The organism is Idiomarina aquatica, from assembly GCF_004362895.1.
Classification (GTDB): domain Bacteria; phylum Pseudomonadota; class Gammaproteobacteria; order Enterobacterales; family Alteromonadaceae; genus Idiomarina.
Map to the genome: position 1 here is coordinate 229,836 of NZ_SNXI01000001.1, position 25,096 is coordinate 254,931.

The following is a 25,096-nucleotide window of genomic DNA, read 5'->3' on the forward strand; positions in this document are numbered from 1 at the left end:
TAATGATGAAACAATTTGCACTTAAAGGGTTAAGCGCAGCAATATTGGCGTCGGTAAGTTTGACTGCAACGGCCGATATTTTCGAAATCGAAGAACTACCAACAGCAGAAAATTACCGCAATAGCTTTCCTAAAGCGATAAATGAAAGCGGATTTGTAGTCGGTATCTCACGGTTTCCGACAAATATTGATATCGATTTGAGTCAGGTGTCGCCGACAATTTTAGCCAATGCCGGTATTACCGACATAGAAGAAGTTGATGAGCTGACGCCTGAACAGTATGAATTCATACTGAACAACGTTGCGATTAACGCAAACAATAATGTGCAACAAATCCAAATCGGTTTAAATACCGCGTTTTTGTATGACGGATTGACACAGTCGGTTCCTTTGCTGGGCGATACACCGGTTATAACTGCTGATAGCTTTTTATACAGTATTAACAACGCCAATTCAGCGGTAGGGGTTACCACCGGTCCGTTTTATCCGACCGAATACACCTACACTAACTCTGATGACGAAGAAGTTACCCAGACGTTTTACGTGCGTGACTATATAACACGCGGCGTATGGCATCGCGATGGCACCACTACCATGGTTGAACCGGCAGAAACAGCTGTTTTGGGCGGTGAGAGTGCGATTATGGACGTAAACGACTCAGGTTTGGCGGCAGGTTACGCCAGCACCGCACTTAGCCCGTTTGCGCAAGAGCGCATTGACGCCTGTAGCAGCGATGATCCTGATGCTATTGTGACGCGCCCTGACGAAGTCTGTGTCTATGGTGTCTGGTTAGAGCTTTATAACCAACGAGCGTCAAATATCGCGCCAAGTTTCTTTTCTCGCAGTGATTATGCAGCCCGTCGTTCAATCTACGACATTCGCGGTCATTTATGGCAGCTGGATAGTAATGGTGAGGTCATCAGTACGACTGAATTAGGCACATTGCAGGAGCGCAACGAAGAGGATGATCGGGACTTTTCCAGTTATGCCTTCGCGGTTAATAACAATGGTATTGCTGCCGGTCAAAGCTGGACTTACCATCCTGAACGCGGTGCCATTCGTATGCCGGCAATTTTCCAAAATGCTGACGCTATACCAGTGACGGAAAATGAAGACTTTTTCTGGGGCGCAGCAACGGATATTAACGATAACAATCAGGCTGTTGGTTATTTAGTGGAGAGCCGTGCCGGTAACCTTCGCAATACAGCTTTTATCTATGATGTTGATGCGACATCTGACGAACAACCGTTAACCTTGTTACCCGGGTTCTTCTCTGGTTCATCAACCGTGCCTAATGCGATTAACGAAAACGGCATTGTTGTCGGTACTGGTGAAATCGAAGCAACCTTATCGTCAGTCCGCCGTCGGGTCGGTTTTTGGTACGACACAACAGCCGAGACGCCCGAGTTCATTAATTTGAATGACGCGGTTTCCTGTGACAGCCCGTATTTTATTGTCGAAGCTAATGACGTTACCGAGTCCGGTGAAGTGTTAGCGACTGCGCTTAAAACTCAGGAGTACGTCGATAGTAATGGCGATACTCAAACCCGTGAGGTGGCGGTTGCGATTAAAATGAATCCGATAGACGGTGAAGTTAATAGCTGTCGTGAAGAAGAAAATCGCGTCGAGCGCAGTGGCGCGGCATTTGGCTCAGGGGGCTTAGCTGGACTAGCCCTGCTGGGTTCACTTATAACTTTTGTGCGTCGCAATCGTCGTCAAAATATCAAAAAATCATAAAGAAAACGTCATCAAAAAGTAACACAGATTCAACTTGTTATCGTTTTGCAAGTTCACTGTGTTACTTTTTACCATTGAACTATCACCAATAAAGACTATCAATAATAGTGAGGACGCTAGTAATGTCCTCCGATAATCTTTAAAAACAATCTGTGAAAACAGGCACAAGGGGTAGTTCTATGAAAAGACAAAAGCGAGATCGCTTTGAAAGAGCCCATACTCAAGGCTATAAAGCCGGATTATCTGGACGTTCAAAAGAGAATTGTCCGTATCAAACGCAGGATGATATTCGTTCGCAGTGGCTAGGTGGATGGCGTGACGCAATGGAGGCGAGAAATACCGGCTTGTTCCGCTAATTTGTCTCTGACACAATTTTAGAACACGACGCCGACAGCAATCGCTGTCGGCGTTTTTCGTTTTATCGACGACTAAAAAGTTGTGGTATCGGTAAATAAACCAACTTTAAGATCTTTGGCAGTGTAAATAGGGCGGCCATCAACCTCTACACGGCCATTACCAACGCCCATAAATAACTTGCGCTTGATGACGCGAGTCATGTCGATGTAGTAGCTGACCTTTTTGTGTTCCGGCAAAATCTGCCCGGTAAACTTAACTTCGCCAACACCCAGAGCACGACCGCGTCCCGGACCACCTGACCAACCCAGGTAAAAGCCGACTAATTGCCACATAGCATCCAGACCTAAACAACCAGGCATTACCGGATCGCCTTTAAAATGGCAGTCAAAAAACCATAAGTCAGGGTTTATGTCGAGTTCGGCATGGATAAATCCTTTACCGTGTTCGCCGCCATCGGCATTAATCTCAACGATCCTGTCCATCATTAGCATGTTGGGGGCAGGCAAGCGGCTATTGCCTTCGCCGAAAAGTTTACCTTCACTACAGTCAAGAAGATCCTGGCGCGAAAAACTGGATTGATTCATAACAACCTTTAGATTTATGTGAAAAAATAGGATGTTGGCGAGTTTAGCGTACAGCTGTACGCTAAACAACTCCGATTAGTCGAACAGACGCTTCCACCAGCTTTTGTGCGGTTCAATATCGTCATGAATACGTTGCCTGACAGCATCAAATAACTGCTGCTTGGGTAAGTCAGTAAGTAGTGTTAATGCTTCTTCAACGTGTTCAACCGTGTGGATGTGAAACAAACCCTGGTCAACTGCGTCAATAACAACCGGTGCTAAATTAAGCTGGGGTTGATTGGCGGCAGGGATAATAACCCCATGAGAACCATCTAAACCGCGTTCCCGACAGAGCTCAAAATAGCCTTCGATTTTCTCATTAACAGCACCAATGGCCTGCACATTACCAAACTGATCCATCGCACCGGTTATGGCTAATGATTGCTTAAGCGGCTCTTCAGCCAAAGCCGAAATCAAACAGCACAATTCAGCCATTGAAGCGCTGTCACCATCAACTTCAAAATACGATTGCTCAAATACCACGGTGGCTGATACCGACATGGGTTCATGGCGGGCAAACTGATTGGCAAGGTACGCACTTAAGATCATTACGCCTTTAGTATGAATGTTGCCTGACATTTCTGATTTGCGTTCGATATCAATAATGTCGCCGTCACCATAGTGGATCGTGGCCGTTATCCGTGAGGGTTCACCAAACTCTGCGCCGCCGATGGTAATCACGGTTAAACCATTAAGTTGGCCAATGACTTCGCCAGTAGTGTCTATTCGTACCTGATTCTCGATGATGCTGCGACGACTCAGCTCAGCGATCTGGCCCTCACGATTACGTTGTTGTGCAATCGCCAACTCAACCGAGTCACCATCAATTAACGTTTTAGAGGCAGTCGTCGCAATATCATGTGCTTCTTTTAACAGCTGCAATAAAAACACGCTATCCAGGCTGAGCTCCTGTTGAAACTCAGTGCGCCGCGCGCTAGCGCAAAGTAGGGCGCTGTACCCTGAGTCATCCAGTGGTAATACGTCAGCGCGTTGCCAGACGTGCTGTAAATAATGAAAGTAGTCAGCGATAGGTTCGCGGTAAAGCGGAAAATCACGGTGAAAATCAGCCAAAAACGGAAACAAATGATCAAAATCTTCGTCGTATTCACGTAGCTGGCTGTATTCGTTGCGGTTGCCAACTAACACAATTTTGATATCAATTGGCACCGGTTGTGGCCGGTAAAAGTAGGCGGCGCCGCTATCTGGCGATGGCTGAGGCCATTCGAATTGGCCACTCAACAAAGTATCTTTAAGGCGTTTCCACAGCTCGATTTGCTCTAGTAACTGGTTAACTTCGAGTGCTAACACGCCACCATTGGCTTTATGAATTAAGCCGGCTTCTATTAAGTGCAGGTCTGAACGCACAGTGCCTTCAACTGATTGCACACCAATTTGGCCGAACAAACGGTTTTCTGTCACCCGATCACATAAATAATAAGGTGCAGGGTGCTCGTGTCCAACGATAACCGTTGCTAATTGGTCGCTGGCAAAGTCATCAACGGTTTTCGTCATAATCCGCTGTACATAATCACGTAGAGCCGGCGTATCAAAGCGTTCAATCATTTGCTGCTGTAATTGCGGGCGTGCGTCCTTATCAGACTGAATAAACTGTAACAGCGCCTGCATTATATCCGTTGCGGTTCCCGACGGTACGTTAACGCATAATGGCCGGAGCGCATCATCAGGATCTGCCAGGTACAACCAATCAAACCACTGGCTGTGATGCCATTGGTTATCAGCAAAATAAGCCTTTAAAACCTGATGTTTTTGTAAACCGGTGGGAATAATGGCAAACGAATTTGAATAGCGGCCACGCTGACGCATCGATTGCGTCAAGGCATTAACCGCACGTTGTTGGCCGACTAAAAGTTTCTCCTGACATTCGTTGGGTCGCTGCTGCAACCAAACACCGGTGTCGGGGCGAAGAGCCTGCGACGATAACTTCATCGTTGTTTGTTCCTTAAACCGAAAACGCCTTGATAAGCGCAGTAAGTGCTAATGCAGGCATTCTAACAGAATTTGCTAAAAAGCCCGCTAAAAGCCTTAAATATTGAATTGCGTATAATGTATAGTTATTAAACATATTCAGCGGGTGAATACGCGAGCGTTACACCACGTTCTTAACTCGTGATTTAAGGTTTTCAGATTCGTGTAAAATGCGCTCAATGGATTGTAAAAGTTCACGTTGATTTGTTGACCGATTATCAAAACGCCGTTGTAATTCTCTAGCCTGCCATTTATAAGCCCTAGCCAGTTCAACATCAGTTGCAGTAATTTTACCCTGTGGGGTATAAATCAACTGGCCGTCAATTTTCCACGTATCGAAAGGTGCGTATTCAGGAAGATAACCACGAGCAACAACCGACATAAAACGTTTTACGACTAACGGCGGGTTGCCCTCATACCAACGAAAAACAGTACGGCGATGAACACCAAAAAAGGCGGCTCCTTTGTTCCAGTTGAAGCCAAAAACGGTGACAAAATCTAGCTGAAAATCGTGATCCACGGTGCAAAACTCCCTTATTTGCTACTAAACCGTTAATAATCAATAGCTTACAGCAATAAAAAAGGAATATATAGTTAAAGGGTAGTCTCAAAATGAGACAAAAGTGCAGTATTACTTGCACTTTCGCCCGTTGGGTTCTGTTTTTTCTGGTCCGGTGTGTACTCAGTTTTTTCTGGTTGGGTAGTCGTTCCGCTTGCTCAACTTGATTGAGTGCTCGCTACGCTCCGCGCTCAATAAAGTCTGCGCCGAGCGGTGAGAGTTACTAATTTTCGATTTTTTATTTTAAAGCTTAGGAAAAACAAAAACCTGATTTTCATACTTTAAAACAGGCATACCACGTAAAACAGATAATTCATAACCGAGAGCGGCCAAAAATTGAGAATCAAGCAAATAACCACGGCTGGCGGTAGCTTGAGAGTCATCATCACCATTATCCGAATCAGAGTCAGACTCTGATTTTACATTTCTAATGCACTGTAAATAAAAACGCTGCTCAACTTTTCCATCTGATTGGATAATTTCGTTTCCTGCATAGGTAACGCGATCACAAAAGCCAGCCAAAGGACTAGAAGAACTAACCAAAGCATCGAAATGTTTAATTGCTTGCGTAGTCGATTCAGAGCTTTGTTCAGCAGTCGTTGAAGAAACATTAACGGTTTTTTGTTGTGGCGTTCTGGCATTGTTTAAAACCTCAGCATTTGAATCAGGTTCGCCCATCGTAGCGAGAAAATAAGCGGTATAAATCGGGAAACCGATAGTCGGTATCAAAAGAAGTAAAATCTTAGGAAAACGGCGTTTGTGGGTGTGCACATCAGCAGACCAATAAAGACCATAAAAAGAAGAATCCCGTTTTTTAACTGACTTGGTGGCGTTCTTGCGTTGATGGAAATCGGCAGGGTCAAATGCCTTGTCGTTTTCCATGCGGGAAATACGTTTGCTAGCTAGCGGGTTATGAAAATGAATATGTCGGCCAACCAAGCGCCGAACGTGTGAATCCAATAGTTTTGCATCTTGGGTCACCAGATGAATATCTAAGCCTTTGTGCCTGTGAGTTTCAAACTGTGACACATGATTAGGAACTTTTGCACCAACAGGGCGAGGCGGGAACCAGCGCTGGCACTCATCGACAACAATAATCGAATGCGGGGGCAGATGCGGCCATTGGGTAGGGTCGGGAAAGTCTTTCCAATCAAGTTTAAATTGCCGTATATCATCAACCCCGGGTGTATCGACAACTTTTAAATAATCCTCTAACTCGACCAATTTAGAGGAGGGGTAAACACGCCGACACCAATCAACAAAAAGGTTAACAGCGCCGCCAGATTCTAACCATTGTTCGAAGTGTACCCGTAAATGCGGGACATCAGTTTCAGAGATTAATTCACCTTGACCGTGTACACGTAGCAAAATTTTATTGTATTTCTCGCGGTCTTTTTTATCGAAACTCGGTAAAACATAACCATAAAAAAAGCCTTGGAAGGACTGAACAACGTTTAAATCAAGTAAAAGTAATTTAATGTTGTTATAAAAAATATCGCGGCCTTTAGTGGCCTTATCTTCGCAAATCTCTTTAAGTGTATTTAGCGTTTTGCTGGCTCCAGGTAAACCAGTACGTAAGTAAAGCATAATAAAACCCCTGAAGATTTACAGCCCCACACAGCCGGCTTGCGCTCGTCTGCGTGTGGCTGATTGTTTTTAAGCGAGAAATGCCATTTTTTTGGAGCCGTTAACTGATAAGGCATAAGTTACGCGAGCAGATAACGCGCCGAAAATAATAGTAATGGCATCAAGGAAACCCGATAAACGTAGAAAATCCATAGCAAGGGTAGGCAGGCCAGCTAGCTCAGTTGAAACAGTGTTGTAAATATAATCTATGGAAAAATCGCCAAGAGAGAATGCAATAAATCCAACGCCTAAAGCCTTGAGTAAGTGAACCGCAATAGCAGGCAAGTAAAAAAGAATCCACGCCCAAATAGAACTAAAGGCTTTAAAAATAGAAGAGCCAAGCCAAGTAAGGGAGTAACGAAGCGCGTTAGCGACAAGAGATATTAACCAAGGCATTATTTTTTACCCACACCAAGAACAATAAAGGGAACGGCGAACCACGCCGCCGCCTGAACGAAAATAGAGAGAATGCCAAACGCATCACAAACAGGCGTCCAAGAAATACTGTATTGAGCACCTGCAACGGTTAACGAGTAATCGGATGGGCATTCGCTGGAAGAACCACCCAGCATAGGGTCATACTTGTTAATTTCATCACCGAGATTAATAATTTCGGTTTCTAATTCACCGTCCTTATCTATACCGTTGGCCGCTTCAAAATCACCCATTCCAGCATTGACAATGTCGTCAGGTGTTCCAGTTCCATCAAGTTGGGACTCAAAATTCGCTGAATTAAAGTCAGAATCAACGACAGCGTTAAAATCAGAGCGTAGCTGGGTCAAAGCATCGTTAACAGAGGATAAACCTTGCTGGTTAGCGGTGTTAAGAGCGTTAAGGTTGGTGGCAATATCAGCCGCATTGCTAGCTGTTTGAGCAGTATTTGTAGCTATCTGATTATTGCTGTTTTCTAAAGCCGTTAAATCAGGATTTTGTATATTTTCAATGGCCGAACGGACATCATTAAAACCCGCCTGATTAGTCTGATTTAAGGTGTTTAAATCGTCCTGAATGGCGTTAAATTCGGTCTGATTGGCCGTTTGTAGGGTATTAACAGCAGTGATTAAATCGGTATTGTCAGTGGGCGTATCGTCCGAGCCTGAACCACCATCACCTGAACCGCCAGAATCGCCGCCAGAACCATCACCGCCGCCATTATCAGGCGGGTTAACGGTATCATTACAGGTAAAGTTACAGGCAGGCGTACCAACTGATACATAACCCCAATCATATAACCCGCCCTCGTCTAAACACTGGGCTTCGGCATGGTCAAAGCAACAGGATTCGGAAAAGGTTGGCGAACCCTCACAGGAACTAGGTAAACCGCCGCCACCTGAACCACCGCCGCCAGTATCGCCACCGCCAGAACCATCACCGCCGCCAGTATCGCCGCCGCCTGAATCATCAGGACAAATAGACGCAGTGGGATTATCAGTGCAATAGTCGGGATCATATAAATTTGAATCCGAATCCAAGACATTGGGTGTACCGTCCGAATCCTCGTCAGCGTCTAATGCACACTCGGAAGGAGTAAATGCTAGTTGAAAATCTGACGAGTCAGGATTAATGCATTTTTCATCAATGTCATAAGGTGCGACAGGAAAATCACCGTTCGGCTGTAAGGTCTGACGATATTCAAGGCGACCAGCACCACCGCACGAAATCTCTTTCCAAACAGTAGAAGACGAAGTCCAAGTAGAGCCAGTATAAGGCCAACCAGCCGCCGCACAGTAAGCATCAAGATTACCATAACGATCACGACCATCGAAATCGGGAATAAAAATAGAAGTAGAATTTTTATAAACGAGAATATACGGAGAATCAGCAGAAGCGTAAGAAGAAAAAACGCCCAAAAGGGCAACAAGAGAGAGTAAAAAACCTTTTGAGCGTGTAAACATGGTAGGAATCAGCCTTATGAGTCAAACAAAACGTACAGAGTCATAAGGCCGACAATGATTTGAACATCGTCGGCCGTAAACATGATGCCCCCTTATGAGAACAACATACCTTTAGCCCATTTAAAGACCAACGCACCGAAACCAGCGGCCAATAAAGCGCCACCGATAGCAGTTGCAGCCGCACCGAAATCAGTCTGGAAACCAGTCGCCGCGGCTTCAATTGCGGTCGGGTCAGTTTGAGCCATCACTGGACCAGCAACGAGAACAGAAGCGACAAGCGCAACATTACGAAGTTTAGTAATCATAAAATCACCTATTATTTAATGAATAGCTGTAATAGCTTTTTAAAACCCCACGCCGTAAGCAGGACAGCAACGAACGCGGGAACCATTGACGAAAATTGCTCAAACGTAAGTGGTAACGTTGAAGCAACTTCACGCCAAACCATTGGCTCAGGACATGAACCGTTAACAATTTCAACGGGGCAGACCTGAACGAAATTCATGGAAGTAGCAACCTGAGAATGAGAGCAAGAATAAAGAGCATTAGGCTAGACCCTCGAATGCCGTGGGAACCAAAAGATTTTGTTCCAAATGTTCAAATGCGGCCAACTTACTTTCCGCTTCAAATCCGATAAGGCCATGAGCGCGATCATCTGAACCCTCAAATTCTTCACATAAACGCTCTAATGCTAAAATTGATTCGGAAACAGAATCACGCAAGAGAGATAATTGTTCAGGGCTTACACGTAGAATAAGTTTCACACTACACCGCCTTTTTAAGTTCAGCAGAGCCAGCAGAGCGGATAGCGTCCATGTGGTTTGCTAGTTGCAGGGAATAGGAAGCGCCGCCGCGGGTAGAGTAAGCACGAATCCAGCACTCAATTTTTACGGGTTTACCCATCAGGTCGTTAAACTTGCCTGTAATGCCTTGGGATATTAAATCTTTCGGAACCTGTAAGCGCTCAACGATTGTTTCGCCGGGGAACCCGTTGGGCTTGACCATTTCAACGCCTGCGAAATGTTGTACCCAGGGGGAGCCATCATTACCGGTGCGGTGATTTTCAATAAAGCCCGCGAAACGGCCTTGCAAAAATAAACCCTCGTTGTTTACTTGTGATTGATTATTACCCTGTTGCATATTGTTTAACCTCGTTGGTTAGTTGGTATTGTGATAATTCCGCTGGTACGGAAGCGGGTTTTGCTTCTAGTGGGCGGAGTAGTGGAATAACGTTGCTTTGTGCTTGCTTGGGCGGTAGCGCAATATCAATGTTTAATTGCTCTTTAAGTTCGGCGCGGTGGCGGTAAAACGTGGCCTTTGACATCATAGAACGGATGTCTAAGCCTTGGCGCCATAGTTCATAAGTGCCGCGTAGTTTGGTATCAATGCTGTGTAATTGCTTGTCTGTAGCTGTCATTTGTCCGCTCATTTCAATGCGCCCCAGGTATTCAGTAAAAAGTTTATTGATAAGGTCGGGCTTTAAATCCTTGCCAAATAATGCATCGCGATTAAATAAATTTTGCGCCTGTTTTTTTAATTCCGGCGCTCGTAAAACGTGTTCAATTCGGACTTTATTTGCAGTCCAGCCGAGTAGTGGCGTGTTAACTAAGTGGTTGGGTAATGCGTGTTCCTTGCGACCTGATTGCAGTTCGCGAAACTTGGAATAAATTTTTGTGGCATAGCGGCGTGAGCGCTTGCCGAAATAAAGGGTTCTATCAGTCAGTTCGGGCAGGCCGTGACGACTTTTTGCACTGTTGGATAACGCATATATCCAGGCGTCAACATCAGAAGCGCTGGGTAACTCATACATAGCGGTTATGTCGATGCGTTTAACTTCAAAATTACCGTGTAAAATGGAAGCAAGCGCCATATCTGTTAACTCAACATCAAGCGAGCTAAACGCCTGTCTGACCATTTCAGATAGTAAAAAAGAAACATCATTCGAGCCAAAGCAGTTATGACCCTGTAAGAACTTGGCGGGGTTACCATCAATATAGAGTTGCTCGCCGTATTCGTGGATACCGTCTTTATTGAAACGAACGTTGTTTGTTTTAATTGAAATTGACGAGCAAAAAGAACCTTTAACGCGCTTGCGCTTGGCGAACTCATTAAGGCACTCACCATCAGGAGTTAATTCGATGAAATGACCAGAGTTGATGATTTTATGCTTCATCGGAATAACCGCCGTGATCCAATCAATCATAACGCTCATAAAGTCACCGCGAACCAATAAGAAGCGATAGATTGCAGGCGGTTAATTTGCGCCTTGTGGTGAACTAACCGCTCCGATTGTGAAGCGGTAAGAGGGCGGGCGGCTGATAGCTTGGTAACAACGGAGCGATGATAGGCTAAATCTTCCTTACAGCCTTGCAGTGAAATCATGGGTTTTTCTTCCAAACCATGAATTGCGCGATCAATTAACACCGATGAAATGCCGCTCATGTGACCCCCTAAAACAAGCCCATGCCAGCGCTAGAGGGTTGAACCATTGACGGTGCAGCGGCAGTAATACCAGAGAGAGAAGCGACCCGCGGGACTTTGCGCTGTTGTACGTCAGGAACAACAACACTGGACAGATTGCGAACCGCCCGCGAGTCTAAAACTGATGATTCAGGAGTAAAGGCGCATTTTGCGCCCCAAGTCAGCGACACTAAAAACTGTTGTTTTTTAGCATTAGCACATTGGCGGGCTATGCGGTTATAGCCGACACGATAAAGAATATCAGCACAAAAAGTATTCTTTTCGGGTTCGCGGTTCGAGTATGCAAACGGAACTGATACAAACATAACATTTACCCCTGACGTTTGGTTGATGTTGCTTTTTGCGGGTACATGACAAAATGTCATATTACCTAACAGTTATAAATATAACAAGCTGGTTATAATTTGCAAATGATCATTTCACATATAAACTTTGTTATTGATCACTAAAAGGAATAAGCGCCATGAGTTACAGCCAAGAGTTAATAGAACAAGCCCAAAAAAGCGGCTTAAAAATAATAGAAATTGCCGAAATAATAGGAAGTAGTCAGCCTTGGGTATCGAGAGTAAAACGAGAAAATAAAAGGCTTACAGAAGAACAGGTAATCAAGCTAGCTGAACAACTTGGGCTGGATACAGATCGAGAACTGATAAAGCTACAGATTGAAACAGCAAAGACAGAAAAAGAACGGGCTATTTGGGTAAAGTTATTAAACACGCTGATAGCGACTAGCGCGTTCGTGTCAGCGTCTGCAAAGGCAGTAATCACCAATTGCGTAGAATGTATATTATGTTAAATGCGCTATATAAATGATATTAGAGAACGGCTAGTACTAACTATTTAAAATGCGCGCTCTGCTACTTTTGGGAGTTTTTCCGCCAGATAATCTATTAATACACGCACAGCTGGCTTTAATCCGCGTCGATGTGGATACGTCATGTGCATGATGCCGACGGGCAAGTTCCAGTCCGGTAGTAGTTGCTGTAAACGACCTTCGGCAACCGCCTGTTGGCATAAATAGTTAGGTAATGCGACCACACCCTGACCTTCGATTGCTGCCTCGCGCAGCAAAATCATGTCGTCGCTGATAAGGCGAGGCTCAAACTGGAGTTGGGTGCGGTTGCCGGATTGATGTGTTAACACGTAGCCGTAACGGCCACTGGTATAGTGCAGACTGAGTTGTGGGTAATGCAGTAAATCCGTCGGCTCCGCTATGATGGAATCGCCGATCAGTTTGGGGGCTGCAAATAGCGTTTGCGGTGCATCGCTTATCGGTCGTGCAATTAACGACGAGTCTTCAATGCTGGGCCTTACCCGCAGTGCCAGGTCAATATTCTCATCCAGTAAATTGACCGGTCGATTGGTGACCATCAGGTTTAGCTGTATCTCGGGATAGCGCGTCATAAACTCGGGTAGCACCTGCGTCAGCAAACTTTGGCTAATAGCATAAGGCGAACTGACGTTAACGCGCCCTCTGGGTTTGGCTAATAAATGCTGGGTTACCTGGGTGGCAGAATCTGCTGCATCGACCAATGCGTCACAATGCACTAAAAATGCTTCGCCAACATCGGTCAGTCGCAGTCCCTGTCGCCCCCGGTGAACCAGACGAACACCCTGCTCTGTTTCTAACTGGCTTATACGTCGACTAATCGTTGATTTGGGTAGCTCCAGCTCTCGTGATGCCGCATTAATACTGCCGCAGCGCACGGCTTTAGCAAAGAGATAATAATTTGCGATGTCAGGTAATGCCATAACGCCTCTGGTTAAAATTAATTATGTTCCAAATATGGAACCATAAATCCCATTATAGACACTTTTTTGCTTAATGCGGAACGAATAGAATAGCCTCAATGAATTAATCAGGAGGTTAATATGAAGGTATTACATTTAGATTCAGGCATTTTTGTCGATGGCTCTGTTAGTCGTCAGCTCAGCAAAGACGTTGTCGCAAAGCTCAGTCAGGATAAGGCTGCAAGCGTCACTCACCGGGATCTGGTCGTTGACCCTATTCCACATTTGCAGGCAGATGAGTTATTGGCAGAAGACAAGCCACTAATTAACGAATTGGTTGCCGAGTTGCAAGACGCTGATGTTATCGTCATCGGTGCACCGATGTATAATTTTACAATTCCGACCCAATTAAAGGCATGGTTTGATCGCGTCTTACAAGCCGGTGTTACCTTCCGCTATACAGATAATGGTCCGGTTGGTCTACTGGAAGGTAAAAAAGCCATTATTGCGTCGGGCCGCGGTGGTGTTTACTCCGTCGGTGATGCCGCGGCACTCGACCACCAGGAAGCCTATCTTAAAACAGCTTTAGCCTTTATTGGTATAACGGATGTCGAAATCGTTCGTGCAGAAGGCTTAAACATGGGCGACGAAGCGCGCAGCGAAGGTTTGTCCAAAGCCAAAGATCGCATTGCTGAACTCAGTTAAAAGTCCGGTTATACTTTTTATTAAGGCGGGTATATAACAACCCGCCTTAATCCTTCGCGATAGTTATTACGTAGTGGATAGACAAGTGCCCAACTAACCTGTCTATTTATGAAACGAACGTCGCTTATTACGCTATTTTACACCGTCGCTTTGTTTGTTCTGTTTACCACAGTGGCTTTGTCATTTCCTGCGGCTGCACAAAGTTCGTCGGCAGAGGCAACCAAAGTAGACGTGGTACCTGTTACCCGCTATCGAACTGGACTTACCATTCGGAATTGACGTGACCGAAACATCAATTCTGGTTAACAATGCGTTAAGTCAAGTTCCTAATTACGTAGACAATGTCGATCAGCCAAGAATATTTGCAGCTTCTTTCTCGAGTAACGCGTTTATGTATTTTCGGGTCGCTCCCCTGCCCGATAATCCAAAGAATATCGACATGGTGCGTATGCGTGACTACATCGAGGACAACGTTCGGCCACGTATGTCATCGGTGGCCGGCGTCACCGTTGGTCGCTACGACAGCCTGGAGCAAATGCAAAACACCATCATTAAACGTGATGGCGATCGCATTGTTCGGCTTAATGATATAGCTGAGATCGATTTAGACCATTTTGAAACCAATAGCGAATCCTGGTTTAAAGACGAACAGGTACTGAGCTTGCAGGTAAAGCGTGAGTCCGGTTCAAATGTTATCGACATTAAATATGCAATGCTGCAAGAGGTTGAGCGGATCAATGAAGATTTGCTGAAACCGGCTGGCATGCAAATTATACTAAATTCCGATGATGTCCGTTACGTCGAAGCGTCAATCTCCAATGTGTTATTCAATTTATCGTTGGGTGCCGTTTTTGCGACCTTAGTCATGTACGGGTTGATGCGCTCTGGGCGCGCTACCATGATTGCGGTGATCGGTATTCCTATTTGTACACTGGCCGGCATTGCATTCGCCATTGGTATGACGCTGGACAATACCATTGTGGTGTTAGAGAGCATTGCGTTAGAACGACAAAAAGGTGCAGACCCCAAGCGAGCCGCGGTGTTAGGCGTGCAACGAGTATGGACGGCAGTGTTGGCGTCAACACTAACGACGGTGATGGTGTTCTTGCCTATTCTCTTTATCGTGCAGGAAGCCGGCCAGTTTTATTCAGACATTGCCATTGCCATCTCTTCTGCGATTATCGCCTCAATGGCGGTATCAGTCACATTGGTGCCGTTATTGTCAGGCTACATTAGCTATAGTGTATCGCCCAGTAACATGCGTATTATTGCTGAAACACGCGTTCCTAATCGCATTGAAGAGTTAATGGATGCCATAACAACCGTATACGAACGGTATCCGGGCATGCGTGCTTTTGCGACTAAAGGCTCGATTATCAGTAGTAACGATGCTGGGTTTTCTCATCTTAATGGGTACGGTTATCAATAACCCAATATTAGTTGTCGAACGTGCGGTATATCTTCGCGACAAAGAGGGCTACGAATTAATAGAGGCTATAAAAGAAGGTCTGCGTTCACGCGTCCGCCCTATCACTATCACGACACTAACCACCTTGTGCGGGATCGCCCCACTGGTGTTTATCCCCGGCGAAGGTACCGAACTCTATCGTGGCGTTGGCATTATCGTCATGTTCGGCCTAATCGGCGCCGCCCTCGTCACCATCCTAACCCTACCCGCCCTAAGCGCCCTGGTGCTGAAACCGCGGCTCGGCAATAAACATATGGCGGGTGATTGACACTCCTTACCCAAGGGATGCAGTGGTTTATTAGGCACTGGGGTGGCTTGCCAAAGGGACGCTGTAAATACATCCCTGTACGCTTGTTTCCGGCCATCCATGGCCTCCAACACCCTTTGACAAGCCACCCCAATACCTAATACCACTGCACCCCAAGGGTAACGACCGATTGTCTTAACGTGCTGCCTTTATAAAAGTGATGACTTAAAGAGTGGAACTGATAAAAGGTGAGAAAAAGGGATTGGGTTAAAGGATTGGCGCTAAGTGATTGAGCAGCTCCTTAGACAAGCCCTACAGGGATGTACTTGCGGGCGTCCCTTGGCTAAGGAGTGTCAATCACCAGCCAATCGTTTAGCCCAATCCCCGTCTATTAGCTTCTTTAGTTTACGGGGTAATTACTTGATCGATGACGTGAATTACGCCGTTGCTGGCATTGATGTCAGCTTTGATCACGGTGGCGCCGTCGATGGTTACGCCATCAGTGGCGTCGATGCTGACGGTGCTGCCCTGGACGGTTTCTGGCATCAGGGTTTTGCCGGCAATGTCACCGCTCATTACTTTGCCGGGTAGTACGTGATACGTCAGTACTGCACTTAGCTGCTCTTTTTCTGCCAACAGGCTTTCCAGCGTGCCTTCAGGGAGTGCGTCAAAGGCCGCGTTAGTGCATGCTTAATGCTAGTTTGCGAAACATAAAAATGCCTCCTCATAATGTTAGGGCATCAACTATTACGCAGGGAGTTTGACTATGGTCTACTTTTAAAAGTGTAAATAATGCGTAAATTAGGACGATAAAATAGAAAACAGACATCTTTAAGGGAACACGATGGGGGTTATTCAGCGTTTTAGTATTACTCAGCGACTTATCGCTTTGTTAGGAATTGCTGCGTTCGGCACGGCACTGATGGTTGCGTTTATGATGTTTATTCTTAACGGACTGTTAGTCGACGAAGAAAAACGCAAGCTGGATGCGGTGCTGGACTCGGCTCATACCATAGTCGATTATTACTATCAGCAGGCACAAGATGGCGTGTTGAACGAGGAGCAAGCGCTGGAGCAAGCTTTTGCGCGGTTGGATGAGATCCGCTACGAGGGTTCTGAGTATCTGTTTACCCTGAACCGCGATGGCGTGATGGTGCAACACCCGTTTACCAAGTCGTTGGTTGGCAAAAACGTGCTGTCCTATGAAGATCCGGAAGGCACACGACTGTTCCAGCAAATGGTCACTAAAGCGCGCAGCAGTGATCGGGCTACGGTTGAATATATTTGGCAAAAAGGCAGCGATAGTAACAATTTAGTGCCCAAGATTAGTCGTATCCGCGTATTCGAGCCATGGAATATTATTATGGGTACGGGTCAATACACCGATAATATTCAGGCCATGCTGTGGCAGGAGTTTTTTAAACTGGCGGGTCTGGCGCTGGTACTTTCGGTTCCGTTGTTACTTTTATTTGTGTTGATTATTCGTAGCATCACCCACCCGCTTAAGCGTATTAATGCGGCGATGGTTGATATTGCCCAGGGCGAAGGCGATCTGACGCGTCGCTTAAGTGCTGAGGGTTCTGATGAATTGTCGCGCCTGGCCACGTCATTTAACGAATTTGTCAGTAAAATTCAGCAATTAGTGAGAAGCGTTCAAAACAGCGCCCGTGAGGAAGAAGTTGCTGCTGAACGTTTGTCATCACTGAGTAATCAAAGTAGTGCGCAAAGTGATGAACTACGAGCGCAAACCGAATCTGTTGCTACGGCTATTAATGAGTTGTCTTCGTCAGCAGGTGAAGTTGCAGATCACGCCCGCAAGGCTGCTGAGTCGGCAAACACAGCTGACGAGGAATCAGGACGTTCAGCCGTTATCGTGCGCGAAGCGGTGAATAATATTGATGCGCTTACGCAAGAGCTGCGTAAAGCCGGTGATCAAGCGCGTTTGCTGCAGGATGGTTCAGATAAAATCGGCAACATTCTGGGTGTTATCGTGGCTATCGCCGAACAGACTAATCTGCTGGCATTAAACGCAGCCATTGAGGCGGCACGTGCAGGCGAAGCCGGTCGCGGGTTTGCAGTTGTCGCGGATGAAGTGCGCACACTGGCTACCCGGACACAGCAGTCAACGGACGAAATTTCGTCGATTGTTGATAGTATTCAGGGTGCAATTAAAGACGTGACACAAATTATTGCGGGAGTTGAAGATCGCTCTAAAACCACTAATGACGGTGCACTAAAAGCTGAACAAGCGATTAGTCAAATTCAGGAATCGGTGGCGAACATTTCCTCCATGAACGTACAAATTGCTTCGGCAACTGACGAGCAAAGCCGCGTTACTCGTGACTTAAGTGAGAACGTCACCGGTATCAGTGACCTCTCTAACGAAAACCAAAACGCCAACCAACAAGTGGCTCAGGTAAGTCAGCAATTGACTAAAAACAGTGTTGATTTAGGTCAATTGGTGTCGCGATTCAAGACAGAATAGCCTTTATTATTATGGGGATATTAGTATTATCCCCTCTGTACCTTTGCGTACTTAAGGTGTAAAATTCGAGTACTTTTACAAGGAAGCTGACTTTTAGTTAAGCGGGTAAAAGTCACCATTTTCCTGATCTCAATCACCGCGGAATAAAAAGATGAGTCAAACAATTCCACAACAACCGATCGAATATAATATGAAGGTCGTGCGACAGTTTACTGTCATGACCATTATTTGGGGTATCGTCGGCATGGCGTTGGGTGTTTTGATTGCGGCCCAGCTGGTCTGGCCGGAATTAAACTTCAACACGCCCTGGCTTACGTACTCTCGGCTGCGTCCGTTGCATACCAATGCAGTAATATTCGCATTTGGTACCAGCGCCCTTTTTGCTACCTCTTACTACGTGGTACAAAAAACCTGTCGCACACGTCTATTTTCGGACAAATTAGCCTCGTTTACCTTCTGGGGTTGGCAGGCTGTTATCGTCGCAGCAGTCATTACGTTACCCTTAGGTCTGACCAGCACTAAAGAATACGCTGAGTTAGAGTGGCCTATCGATATTTTGATTGCGGTGACCTGGATCGCCTACGCCATTGTTTTCTTTGGCACGCTGGCTATTCGCAAAACGTCTCACATCTACGTAGCGAACTGGTTCTATGGTGGCTTTATCGTGGTTATCGCGATGCTGCACATTGTTAACAGCATGGCCGTGCCAGTAACTTTTACCAAGTCATACTCGATGTACTCCGGTGCCGTCGATGCGATGATTCAATGGTGGTATGGTCACAACGCGGTTGGCTTCCTGCTGACAGCTGGGTTCCTGGGTATGATGTATTACTTTGTACCGAAACAAGCTGAGCGTCCGGTCTATTCTTACCGTCTATCAGTGGTGCATTTCTGGGCGTTGATTTCGCTCTACATCTGGGCTGGTCCTCACCATCTACACTACACTGCTCTGCCTGACTGGACTCAGTCACTGGGTATGGTGATGTCAGTTATCTTGTTTGTTCCTTCATGGGGCGGCATGATCAACGGTATCATGACGCTGTCTGGTGCTTGGCATAAACTGCGCACCGACCCGATTCTGCGCTTCCTGATTGTGTCGCTGTCGTTCTACGGTATGTCGACCTTCGAAGGTCCGATGATGGCAATCAAATCGGTTAACGCGCTTTCGCACTACACCGACTGGACTGTGGGTCACGTTCACTCTGGCGCATTAGGTTGGGTTGCGATGATCACCATTGGTTCGATGTACTATCTAGTACCGCGTTTGTTCAACCAAAAACAGATCCACAGCGTTAAACTCGTCAACGTGCACTTCTGGTTGCACACCATTGGCGTGGTTTTCTATATCGTCTCAATGTGGATTTCGGGTGTTATGCAAGGTTTGATGTGGCGTGCAACCAACGCCGACGGTACGCTCACGTACAGTTTTGTCGAGAGTGTACAGGCTTCTTACCCGTTTTGGGCAGGACGCTTCGTCGGTGGTGTATTCATCGTGGTTGGTATGTTGCTTATGGCGTACAACTGTTATCAAACTATTCAGGCGGGTCGTCGCGAGACTGCTGCCGGTAACGTCATTCAAACGGCCTAAGGAGACTAACAGATGAAACACGAATTTGTCGAAAAGCACCTGGGTTGGTTGTCTGTTTTGATGATTTTGGCGGTATCCATCGGTGGTATCGTACAAATCACGCCGCTGCTGTTCCAAAGCCAGGTTCAGGAGCCGATTAAGGGTCTTGAGCCTTATACAGCACTCGAACTGGAAGGTCGTGATATTTACATCCGCGAAGGCTGTGTACAGTGCCATAGTCAAATGATTCGTCCTTTCCGGGCAGAAACCGAGCGTTATGGTCATTACTCGTTAGCTGGTGAGCACGTTTGGGAATTCCCGTTCCTTTGGGGGTCTAAGCGCACCGGACCTGATTTGGCTCGTGTTGGCGGTCGTTATAGTGACGAATGGCATTACGTACACTTAATGAACCCGCGTAACGTGGTGCCGGAATCAAATATGCCGGCCTTTCCGTGGTTAGCGGAAAACACGCTAACCGGTGAAGATACTGCTAAAAAGATTCAAGTGATGAAACGACTTGGTGTTCCTTACACTGAAGAAGACATTGCTGGCGCTAAACAGGCAGTACAAGGCAAAACTGAAATGGAAGCGCTCATTGCTTACCTGCAATCATTAGGTACTGCGTTATCAAAGGCTGATAAGTAATGGGTTTTGGTGAATGGCACGGCATTTGGACGGTTATCATACTGGTCTTATTTTTGGCCATTGTAGGATGGTCGTTCTTTAGCCGCCGCGCAAAAAAACAATTTGATGAAGCTGCTAATTCAATATTTGAAGAAGAAAACGCAGAATCATCAGTAAAGGACAGCGACAAACCGGAGTCGAAGAAAGATGAGTAGCTTCTGGAGTGCATGGATAATCGTTCTGACATTAGCAACCCTGGTCGTATTGATCTGGTTGTTACGCTGGAACATGAAGAACTACACCCACATCGAAGAAGGTCAGGAAATGGACCATGAATTCGATGGAATTGTAGAGATTAATAACCCATTACCTAAGTGGTGGACCTATTTATTCTGGGCTTGCTTTGCCTGGGGCTTTCTGTATTTAGCGCTCTACCCTGGCTTAGGTAATTTTCAAGGCTTGTTGGGCTGGAAGAGCTCTAACCAGGACGTGCGCTCACTGGAAGAGTCTCGTCAGGCGATGCAGCAAGCGCATGAAGACGGCATGCTGGTCGAATACGACCGTGCGGTCCGCGATGCAGAAGAAAAGTACGGACCTATCTTTGAAGCTTTTGCGGAGCAACCAATTCCACAACTGGCTAAAAACGAAGATGCACTAGACGTAGGTCAGCGTTTATTCCTGCAAAACTGTGCTCAGTGTCATGGCTCTAATGCCATGGGTGGTCCGGGCTTCCCTAACCTGACCGACGATGATTGGTTATATGGTGGTGAACCCAACGATATCAAAACGAGTCTGTTGCAGGGCCGTCAAGGTGCTATGCCGGCGTTTGGCGAGCAATTCACTGATCAGCAAATCACCGAGTTAGCACACTACGTAGCTAGCTTGAGTGGTCGCAACGTGGATCCTGCACTTGCTGAAGCCGGACAACAGAACTATGCCGTATGTGCGGCATGCCATGGTCAGAATGGTAAAGGTAACCAACAATTGGGCGCACCAAACCTTACCGATAATATCTGGTTGTATGGTGGTTCAATTAATAAAATTGAAGAAACTCTGCAGCATGGTCGAAATGGCGTGATGCCGGCATGGAAAGATATTCTCGGAGAGGATAAAATCCATGTGGTATCGGCTTACATTTACAGCTTGTCAAACGACTAACTGTTCATTGTTGTGTAAACCCCGCTACGGCGGGGTTTTTTGTATGAGGTAGTTATTATGGTGAAGCCTTGGTATAAGCAGTTTTGGCCGTGGTTTTTAATATCAGTGCCGGTGGTAGTAATGATTGTATGCGCGATCATCATTTACCTGGCGGTGACGCAAGGCAACTTCTCGATGGTTGTTGACGATTACTATAAAAAGGGTAAAACCATTAACGCCGTTATTGAGCACGTTGAGCGAGCTCAGGAACTGAATATTTCGTTTGAATTTAAAGCTGATGATGAGCAACTGGCACTGCGTTATAAAAGTGGTGCACCCGAGCAGTTAGCAGCACTTAGTGTTAAATTCGTGCACGCAACAGATGCTGCAAAAGATTTTAGTCGACGGGTTACGGTAGCGGCGGACGGCATTTATCGTACCGATATTCCGGCCAACATCGATGGTCGTTGGACGGTTACAATTGAACCTTTCGACAGACAATGGAAAGTGAGCCAGAAGTATACCTTACCGGCGATAGACTGGACGCTGGTAGAACCCCTCCTGTATGGCGTTTAATAAGGTTCGGTTGTACTAATGCAGGAACTCCCTAAAGACGCATGTTTTCATTGTCTGCAGCCCATTCCGCGTGGCGTCGAGCTAACCGTTGATTATGAGCAGCAGCCCCGGCGGGTATGCTGCGCTGGCTGTCAGGCCGTTGCCGAAACGATTATTGAACATGGCCTGAGCGCTTATTACAAACACCGTGATCTGGATAAGCCACAGCAAACACCGATACTCCCGGATGAACTGAACAACCTTGATGTTTATGATCACCCCGATGTACAACGTGAGTTTGTGCGGGTACTCGACGGTGACATGCAACAGGCCGCGCTTACCGTATCCAATATCACCTGCTCAGCTTGTGCCTGGCTGATTGAACGAGAGTTACAGGCAATTACCGGTGTTGATAAAGCGGTAGTTAATTTATCCAGCCAACGGCTACAGGTCACCTGGGACCCGAATCAGGTATCGGTGAGCGAAATGATCAAGCGCCTGGCCGGGATCGGATATCAGGCGTTACCCTTTCAGCCAAACCAGCAAGAACAACAGTTTAGCCGCCAGCGCAAAGGTTTTATTCGACGCCTTGGTTTAGCCGGCCTGGCGACGATGCAAGTTATGATGCTGGCATTTGCGCTCTATTTTGGCGTGGTCAGTGACTTAGACGAAACGACCCGCGATTATATCTGGGCGGTAAGCCTGGTATTTGCAACACCGGTAATTTTATACAGTGCCCAGCCTTTTTATATGGGGGCATTGCGTGCACTGCAGGCCAAGCAGCTGAATATGGACGTGCCGGTGAGCATTGCCCTGCTTGGCGCATATACCGCCAGCGTTTATGCGGTATTTAAGGGTACCGGCGAGGTATACTTTGAATCCATATCGATGTTTACGTTTTTCCTGCTTTCAGGTCGCTACCTTGAGCTGTTAGCAAAAGAACGGGCACTGCGTTTTGCCACCAACCGACTTACCTTAATGCCGCAGTTAGCAACGCGTGAAACCGAGCAAGGTAACGAATCAATTGCTGTTAAGCAGTTACAGCAAGGCGATGTTATTGTCGTTAATCCGGGTGAAACGATCGCAGCGGACGGCGAACTATTGTCCGCAGAAGCCTGGGTTGACGAGAGTCTGCTAAGTGGTGAAAGTCTGCCTAACCGGCGCATAAAAGGCCAGACCGTGGTTGCCGGTAGTATCAATCAACAATCAGCAATTCGAATAAGAGTAACTGCGGCGGCACAACAAACGGTACTTGCCGGCATCGTTGCCATGCAGGACTCAGCACTGGCCGAAAAGCCTCAGGTGCAACAAGTCATTGATAAAGTCGCTGGTTACTTTGTCAGTGGTATCTTAGTTATTGCCACCCTCACCTTTTTAAGTTGGTGGTGGATTCAACCCGAACACGCGCTTTGGGTAACCTTGGCGGTGTTGGTTGCGACCTGCCCTTGTGCACTGTCACTGGCTGCGCCGACGGCGATTACCGGCACCATACATCGGCTTAATCGTCAGGGTATTTTGGTAAAAGGCGCGCAGGTGCTTGAATCGGTTAAATCACTGGATGTAGTTTGCTTTGATAAAACCGGTACCTTAACCGAGGGCAAGTTCAAATTGGTTGATCGCATTGATGTTGCTGATATTGAATACACCAACGCGTTGATCTCGGGCATGGAGGCATTTTCTGAACACCCTCTGGCGTTACCGCTTAAACATCTTAGTGACCGGCCCTACGGTTTTGAGCAGCAAATACAACTGGTAGCCGGAATGGGATTGGAAGCAGTCACCAATAAAGGTGAACATTTACGCTTGGGTAGCGCCGAGTTTATCCGACAGTGGTTGCCTGAGGCTGACATTGAGCCCGGCTATAATGTTATTTTAGCGAGCCAGTCGCAGGTACTGGCACAACTTAAAGTTGAAGATGAATTACGCGAAGATGCGGCCGCGACCATTAACAAGCTTCATCGGCTTGGCGTTCAAACTCAATTGATTAGCGGCGACGATATGTCGCGGGTCAAACTGGTTGCTGAACAACTCGGAATACACGAGTATTACGGGCAACAAAAGCCCGACGACAAGCTGACTTTAATCAAGCAGTTGCAGCAACAAGGCAAAACCGTGTGGATGGTTGGTGATGGCTTAAATGATGGTCCGGTGCTGGCCCAGGCACATTTGTCGATGACCTTTGCCAACGCCTCTGATTTAGCGAAAACCGCCGCCGATGTGGTCATACTGTCCAATAAACTGGGTAGCGTTTACGATGTCATTGAAAGTGCGCAAAAGTCTCGTGTTATCATGCGGCAAAATTTTAGTTGGGCGTTACTTTACAATGTATCGGTTTTGCCGGTCGCCGCATTAGGTCTAATCGCGCCCTGGGCTGCAGCATTAGGCATGTCATTAAGTTCGCTGTTGGTCATTGCTAACTCGTTGAGGTTATATCGCGAATGAGTGTAATTTACGCATTAATTCCGGTTGCAATTCTATTTGTGATTCTGGCCGTCGTTATTTTCTTTTGGGCGGTCAAGTCCAATCAATTCGAAGATATTGAGCGCGAAGGCATGCGCATTCTGCTCGATGACGACGAAGAACAAACTCAGCAACAGCAACAATCAGCTAATAAAAAAGCGGATGATGAATCAAAACATTGACGTAATAACTGCCTTTATTATGGGATTGGCGGGAGCCGGCCACTGTTTGGCAATGTGCGGCGGTATTGCCAGTGCCATTGGTGTGCAGCAGCGCGGGCTTAATATTGTGCTGTATAACCTCGGCCGCATGTCATCCTATATTCTGTTGGGCGTGATTGTCGGTGGTGCGATTGCATTAATAGCCCCGGACTCACCGCATACTACAATCATCCTGCGCTGGCTTGCGGTCGCGTTTTTGTTCGCGCTGGGGCTTTACTTTACCGGTTGGTGGCCGGTATTAAGCCAACTGGAGCGCGCAGCAAAACCCCTTTGGCAAGTCATTAAAAAACTAGCACCGCAGCAGCGCGGCGGCACCCTGAGCGTATTTTTTGCCGGCGCGGTATGGGGCTGGTTACCGTGCGGACTGGTTTATAGTGCATTAAGTTATGCCGCGGTTAGTGGTAGCGCTGTGCAGGGAGGCTTGTTGATGGCCGCTTTTGCTATTGGTACCTTCCCCGCTATGATCGGTGCCGGTTATTTTAGCCACTCATTACGCACGATACTGCAAGCTCAGGGTTTTCGTACGGCTATTGGTGTCTTATTGTTGATTTACGCGCTGTGGACCGCGCTTACACTAATCCGACCTCATTTTTAACGATTTTTTGTCGGCGATCACTAGGTAGTCCGCATTAT

General features: G+C 46.7%; 29 protein-coding genes. 15 read left to right on the top strand and 14 right to left on the bottom strand.

Going from position 1 to position 25,096, the window contains the following annotated elements; translation table 11 throughout:
* Positions 1-2 precede the first annotated feature (2 nt).
* Positions 3-1,736 carry a DUF3466 family protein gene (locus DEU29_RS01175; RefSeq protein ID WP_243734402.1) on the top strand — a complete coding sequence of 578 codons (1,734 nt, stop codon included), beginning with the start codon at positions 3-5 and terminating at the stop codon, positions 1,734-1,736.
* Between the two features lie 179 nt (positions 1,737-1,915).
* Positions 1,916-2,092: a ribosome modulation factor gene (gene rmf, locus DEU29_RS01180; protein ID WP_133538369.1), complete on the top strand. Its 177-nt coding sequence runs from the start codon at positions 1,916-1,918 to the stop codon at positions 2,090-2,092.
* A 72-nt stretch (positions 2,093-2,164) separates the two neighbouring features.
* Here the strand turns inward: rmf and fabA are convergent, their stop codons facing one another.
* The 12 genes from fabA to DEU29_RS01240 all read right to left on the bottom strand — a co-directional run bounded on the left by fabA (position 2,165) and on the right by DEU29_RS01240 (position 11,568).
* Positions 2,165-2,677, bottom strand: a complete 513-nt coding sequence (gene fabA / locus DEU29_RS01185) for a bifunctional 3-hydroxydecanoyl-ACP dehydratase/trans-2-decenoyl-ACP isomerase (protein WP_133538370.1) — start codon at positions 2,675-2,677, stop codon at positions 2,165-2,167.
* 75 nt (positions 2,678-2,752) lie between these two features.
* Positions 2,753-4,663, bottom strand: a complete 1,911-nt coding sequence (locus DEU29_RS01190; protein WP_133538372.1) for an AAA family ATPase — start codon at positions 4,661-4,663, stop codon at positions 2,753-2,755.
* A gap of 160 nt (positions 4,664-4,823) precedes the next feature.
* On the bottom strand, positions 4,824-5,222 hold the full coding sequence (locus DEU29_RS01195) for a hypothetical protein (protein WP_133538374.1): 399 nt from the start codon (positions 5,220-5,222) through the stop codon (positions 4,824-4,826).
* A 282-nt stretch (positions 5,223-5,504) separates the two neighbouring features.
* On the bottom strand, positions 5,505-6,848 hold the full coding sequence (locus DEU29_RS01200) for a zonular occludens toxin domain-containing protein (RefSeq protein ID WP_133538376.1): 1,344 nt from the start codon (positions 6,846-6,848) through the stop codon (positions 5,505-5,507).
* Between the two features lie 69 nt (positions 6,849-6,917).
* Positions 6,918-7,283 carry a DUF2523 family protein gene (locus tag DEU29_RS01205; protein ID WP_133538378.1) on the bottom strand — a complete coding sequence of 122 codons (366 nt, stop codon included), beginning with the start codon at positions 7,281-7,283 and terminating at the stop codon, positions 6,918-6,920.
* Entirely contained in the window at positions 7,283-8,782 is a 1,500-nt protein-coding gene (locus DEU29_RS01210; protein ID WP_133538380.1) for a virulence factor TspB C-terminal domain-related protein, read from the bottom strand. The genes DEU29_RS01205 and DEU29_RS01210 overlap by 1 nt, the downstream gene beginning before the upstream one ends.
* 92 nt (positions 8,783-8,874) lie before the next feature.
* Positions 8,875-9,087, bottom strand: a complete 213-nt coding sequence (locus DEU29_RS01215; protein ID WP_133538382.1) for a hypothetical protein — start codon at positions 9,085-9,087, stop codon at positions 8,875-8,877.
* 240 nt (positions 9,088-9,327) lie between these two features.
* Positions 9,328-9,546 carry a hypothetical protein gene (locus tag DEU29_RS01220; RefSeq protein ID WP_133538384.1) on the bottom strand — a complete coding sequence of 73 codons (219 nt, stop codon included), beginning with the start codon at positions 9,544-9,546 and terminating at the stop codon, positions 9,328-9,330.
* Between the two features lies 1 nt (position 9,547).
* Complete coding sequence (locus tag DEU29_RS01225) at positions 9,548-9,922, bottom strand: DNA-binding protein (RefSeq protein WP_133538386.1); 375 nt, start codon at positions 9,920-9,922, stop codon at positions 9,548-9,550.
* Entirely contained in the window at positions 9,909-10,994 is a 1,086-nt protein-coding gene (locus tag DEU29_RS01230; RefSeq protein ID WP_133538387.1) for a phage/plasmid replication protein, II/X family, read from the bottom strand. Before DEU29_RS01230 ends, DEU29_RS01225 begins: the two co-directional genes overlap by 14 nt.
* Positions 10,991-11,224, bottom strand: coding sequence for a hypothetical protein (locus tag DEU29_RS01235; RefSeq protein ID WP_133538389.1), 234 nt, complete (start codon positions 11,222-11,224; stop codon positions 10,991-10,993). The genes DEU29_RS01230 and DEU29_RS01235 overlap by 4 nt, the downstream gene beginning before the upstream one ends.
* An 8-nt stretch (positions 11,225-11,232) precedes the next feature.
* Positions 11,233-11,568: a hypothetical protein gene (locus tag DEU29_RS01240; RefSeq protein ID WP_133538391.1), complete on the bottom strand. Its 336-nt coding sequence runs from the start codon at positions 11,566-11,568 to the stop codon at positions 11,233-11,235.
* A gap of 158 nt (positions 11,569-11,726) precedes the next feature.
* Between DEU29_RS01240 and DEU29_RS01245 the strand changes: the two genes are divergently transcribed.
* Positions 11,727-12,059: a DUF3693 domain-containing protein gene (locus DEU29_RS01245; protein ID WP_133538393.1), complete on the top strand. Its 333-nt coding sequence runs from the start codon at positions 11,727-11,729 to the stop codon at positions 12,057-12,059.
* A 44-nt stretch (positions 12,060-12,103) separates the two neighbouring features.
* On the opposite strand, the gene DEU29_RS01250 is transcribed toward DEU29_RS01245, so the two are convergent.
* Positions 12,104-13,015, bottom strand: coding sequence for a LysR substrate-binding domain-containing protein (locus DEU29_RS01250; RefSeq protein WP_133538395.1), 912 nt, complete (start codon positions 13,013-13,015; stop codon positions 12,104-12,106).
* Between the two features lie 120 nt (positions 13,016-13,135).
* On the opposite strand from DEU29_RS01250, the gene DEU29_RS01255 reads away from it, so the two are divergent.
* The 3 genes from DEU29_RS01255 to DEU29_RS14090 all read left to right on the top strand — a co-directional run bounded on the left by DEU29_RS01255 (position 13,136) and on the right by DEU29_RS14090 (position 15,435).
* A complete protein-coding gene (locus DEU29_RS01255) occupies positions 13,136-13,699 on the top strand; it encodes an FMN-dependent NADH-azoreductase (RefSeq protein WP_133538397.1) in 564 nt (187 codons plus the stop codon).
* A gap of 280 nt (positions 13,700-13,979) precedes the next feature.
* Complete coding sequence (locus tag DEU29_RS01260; protein WP_243734405.1) at positions 13,980-15,128, top strand: efflux RND transporter permease subunit; 1,149 nt, start codon at positions 13,980-13,982, stop codon at positions 15,126-15,128.
* Entirely contained in the window at positions 15,088-15,435 is a 348-nt protein-coding gene (locus tag DEU29_RS14090) for an efflux RND transporter permease subunit (protein ID WP_243734407.1), read from the top strand. The genes DEU29_RS01260 and DEU29_RS14090 overlap by 41 nt, the downstream gene beginning before the upstream one ends.
* 384 nt (positions 15,436-15,819) lie before the next feature.
* Here the strand turns inward: DEU29_RS14090 and DEU29_RS01265 are convergent, their stop codons facing one another.
* Positions 15,820-16,050 carry a fasciclin domain-containing protein gene (locus tag DEU29_RS01265; RefSeq protein ID WP_243734408.1) on the bottom strand — a complete coding sequence of 77 codons (231 nt, stop codon included), beginning with the start codon at positions 16,048-16,050 and terminating at the stop codon, positions 15,820-15,822.
* A 208-nt stretch (positions 16,051-16,258) separates the two neighbouring features.
* On the opposite strand from DEU29_RS01265, the gene DEU29_RS01270 reads away from it, so the two are divergent.
* From DEU29_RS01270 to DEU29_RS01310, 9 genes are all read left to right on the top strand, one after another.
* On the top strand, positions 16,259-17,899 hold the full coding sequence (locus DEU29_RS01270) for a methyl-accepting chemotaxis protein (RefSeq protein WP_133538399.1): 1,641 nt from the start codon (positions 16,259-16,261) through the stop codon (positions 17,897-17,899).
* A 151-nt stretch (positions 17,900-18,050) separates the two neighbouring features.
* A complete protein-coding gene (ccoN, locus tag DEU29_RS01275; RefSeq protein WP_133538401.1) occupies positions 18,051-19,487 on the top strand; it encodes a cytochrome-c oxidase, cbb3-type subunit I in 1,437 nt (478 codons plus the stop codon).
* A 12-nt stretch (positions 19,488-19,499) separates the two neighbouring features.
* The gene (gene ccoO, locus DEU29_RS01280) at positions 19,500-20,111 is read left to right on the top strand and encodes a cytochrome-c oxidase, cbb3-type subunit II (RefSeq protein WP_133538403.1); all 612 of its coding nucleotides are present in this window, start codon (positions 19,500-19,502) and stop codon (positions 20,109-20,111) included.
* A complete protein-coding gene (locus tag DEU29_RS01285) occupies positions 20,111-20,305 on the top strand; it encodes a cbb3-type cytochrome oxidase subunit 3 (protein ID WP_133538404.1) in 195 nt (64 codons plus the stop codon). The genes ccoO and DEU29_RS01285 overlap by 1 nt, the downstream gene beginning before the upstream one ends.
* Complete coding sequence (ccoP, locus tag DEU29_RS01290) at positions 20,298-21,248, top strand: cytochrome-c oxidase, cbb3-type subunit III (protein WP_133538406.1); 951 nt, start codon at positions 20,298-20,300, stop codon at positions 21,246-21,248. Before DEU29_RS01285 ends, ccoP begins: the two co-directional genes overlap by 8 nt.
* Before the next feature lie 57 nt (positions 21,249-21,305).
* Positions 21,306-21,803 carry a FixH family protein gene (locus DEU29_RS01295; RefSeq protein WP_133538408.1) on the top strand — a complete coding sequence of 166 codons (498 nt, stop codon included), beginning with the start codon at positions 21,306-21,308 and terminating at the stop codon, positions 21,801-21,803.
* A gap of 18 nt (positions 21,804-21,821) precedes the next feature.
* Positions 21,822-24,224 carry a heavy metal translocating P-type ATPase gene (locus DEU29_RS01300; protein ID WP_133538410.1) on the top strand — a complete coding sequence of 801 codons (2,403 nt, stop codon included), beginning with the start codon at positions 21,822-21,824 and terminating at the stop codon, positions 24,222-24,224.
* Positions 24,221-24,424 carry a cbb3-type cytochrome oxidase assembly protein CcoS gene (gene ccoS / locus DEU29_RS01305; protein WP_133538411.1) on the top strand — a complete coding sequence of 68 codons (204 nt, stop codon included), beginning with the start codon at positions 24,221-24,223 and terminating at the stop codon, positions 24,422-24,424. Before DEU29_RS01300 ends, ccoS begins: the two co-directional genes overlap by 4 nt.
* Positions 24,405-25,058 (top strand): sulfite exporter TauE/SafE family protein, encoded by a 654-nt coding sequence (locus DEU29_RS01310; RefSeq protein WP_243734410.1) that lies wholly within the window; start codon positions 24,405-24,407, stop codon positions 25,056-25,058. The genes ccoS and DEU29_RS01310 overlap by 20 nt, the downstream gene beginning before the upstream one ends.
* Positions 25,059-25,096: the final 38 nt, after the last annotated feature.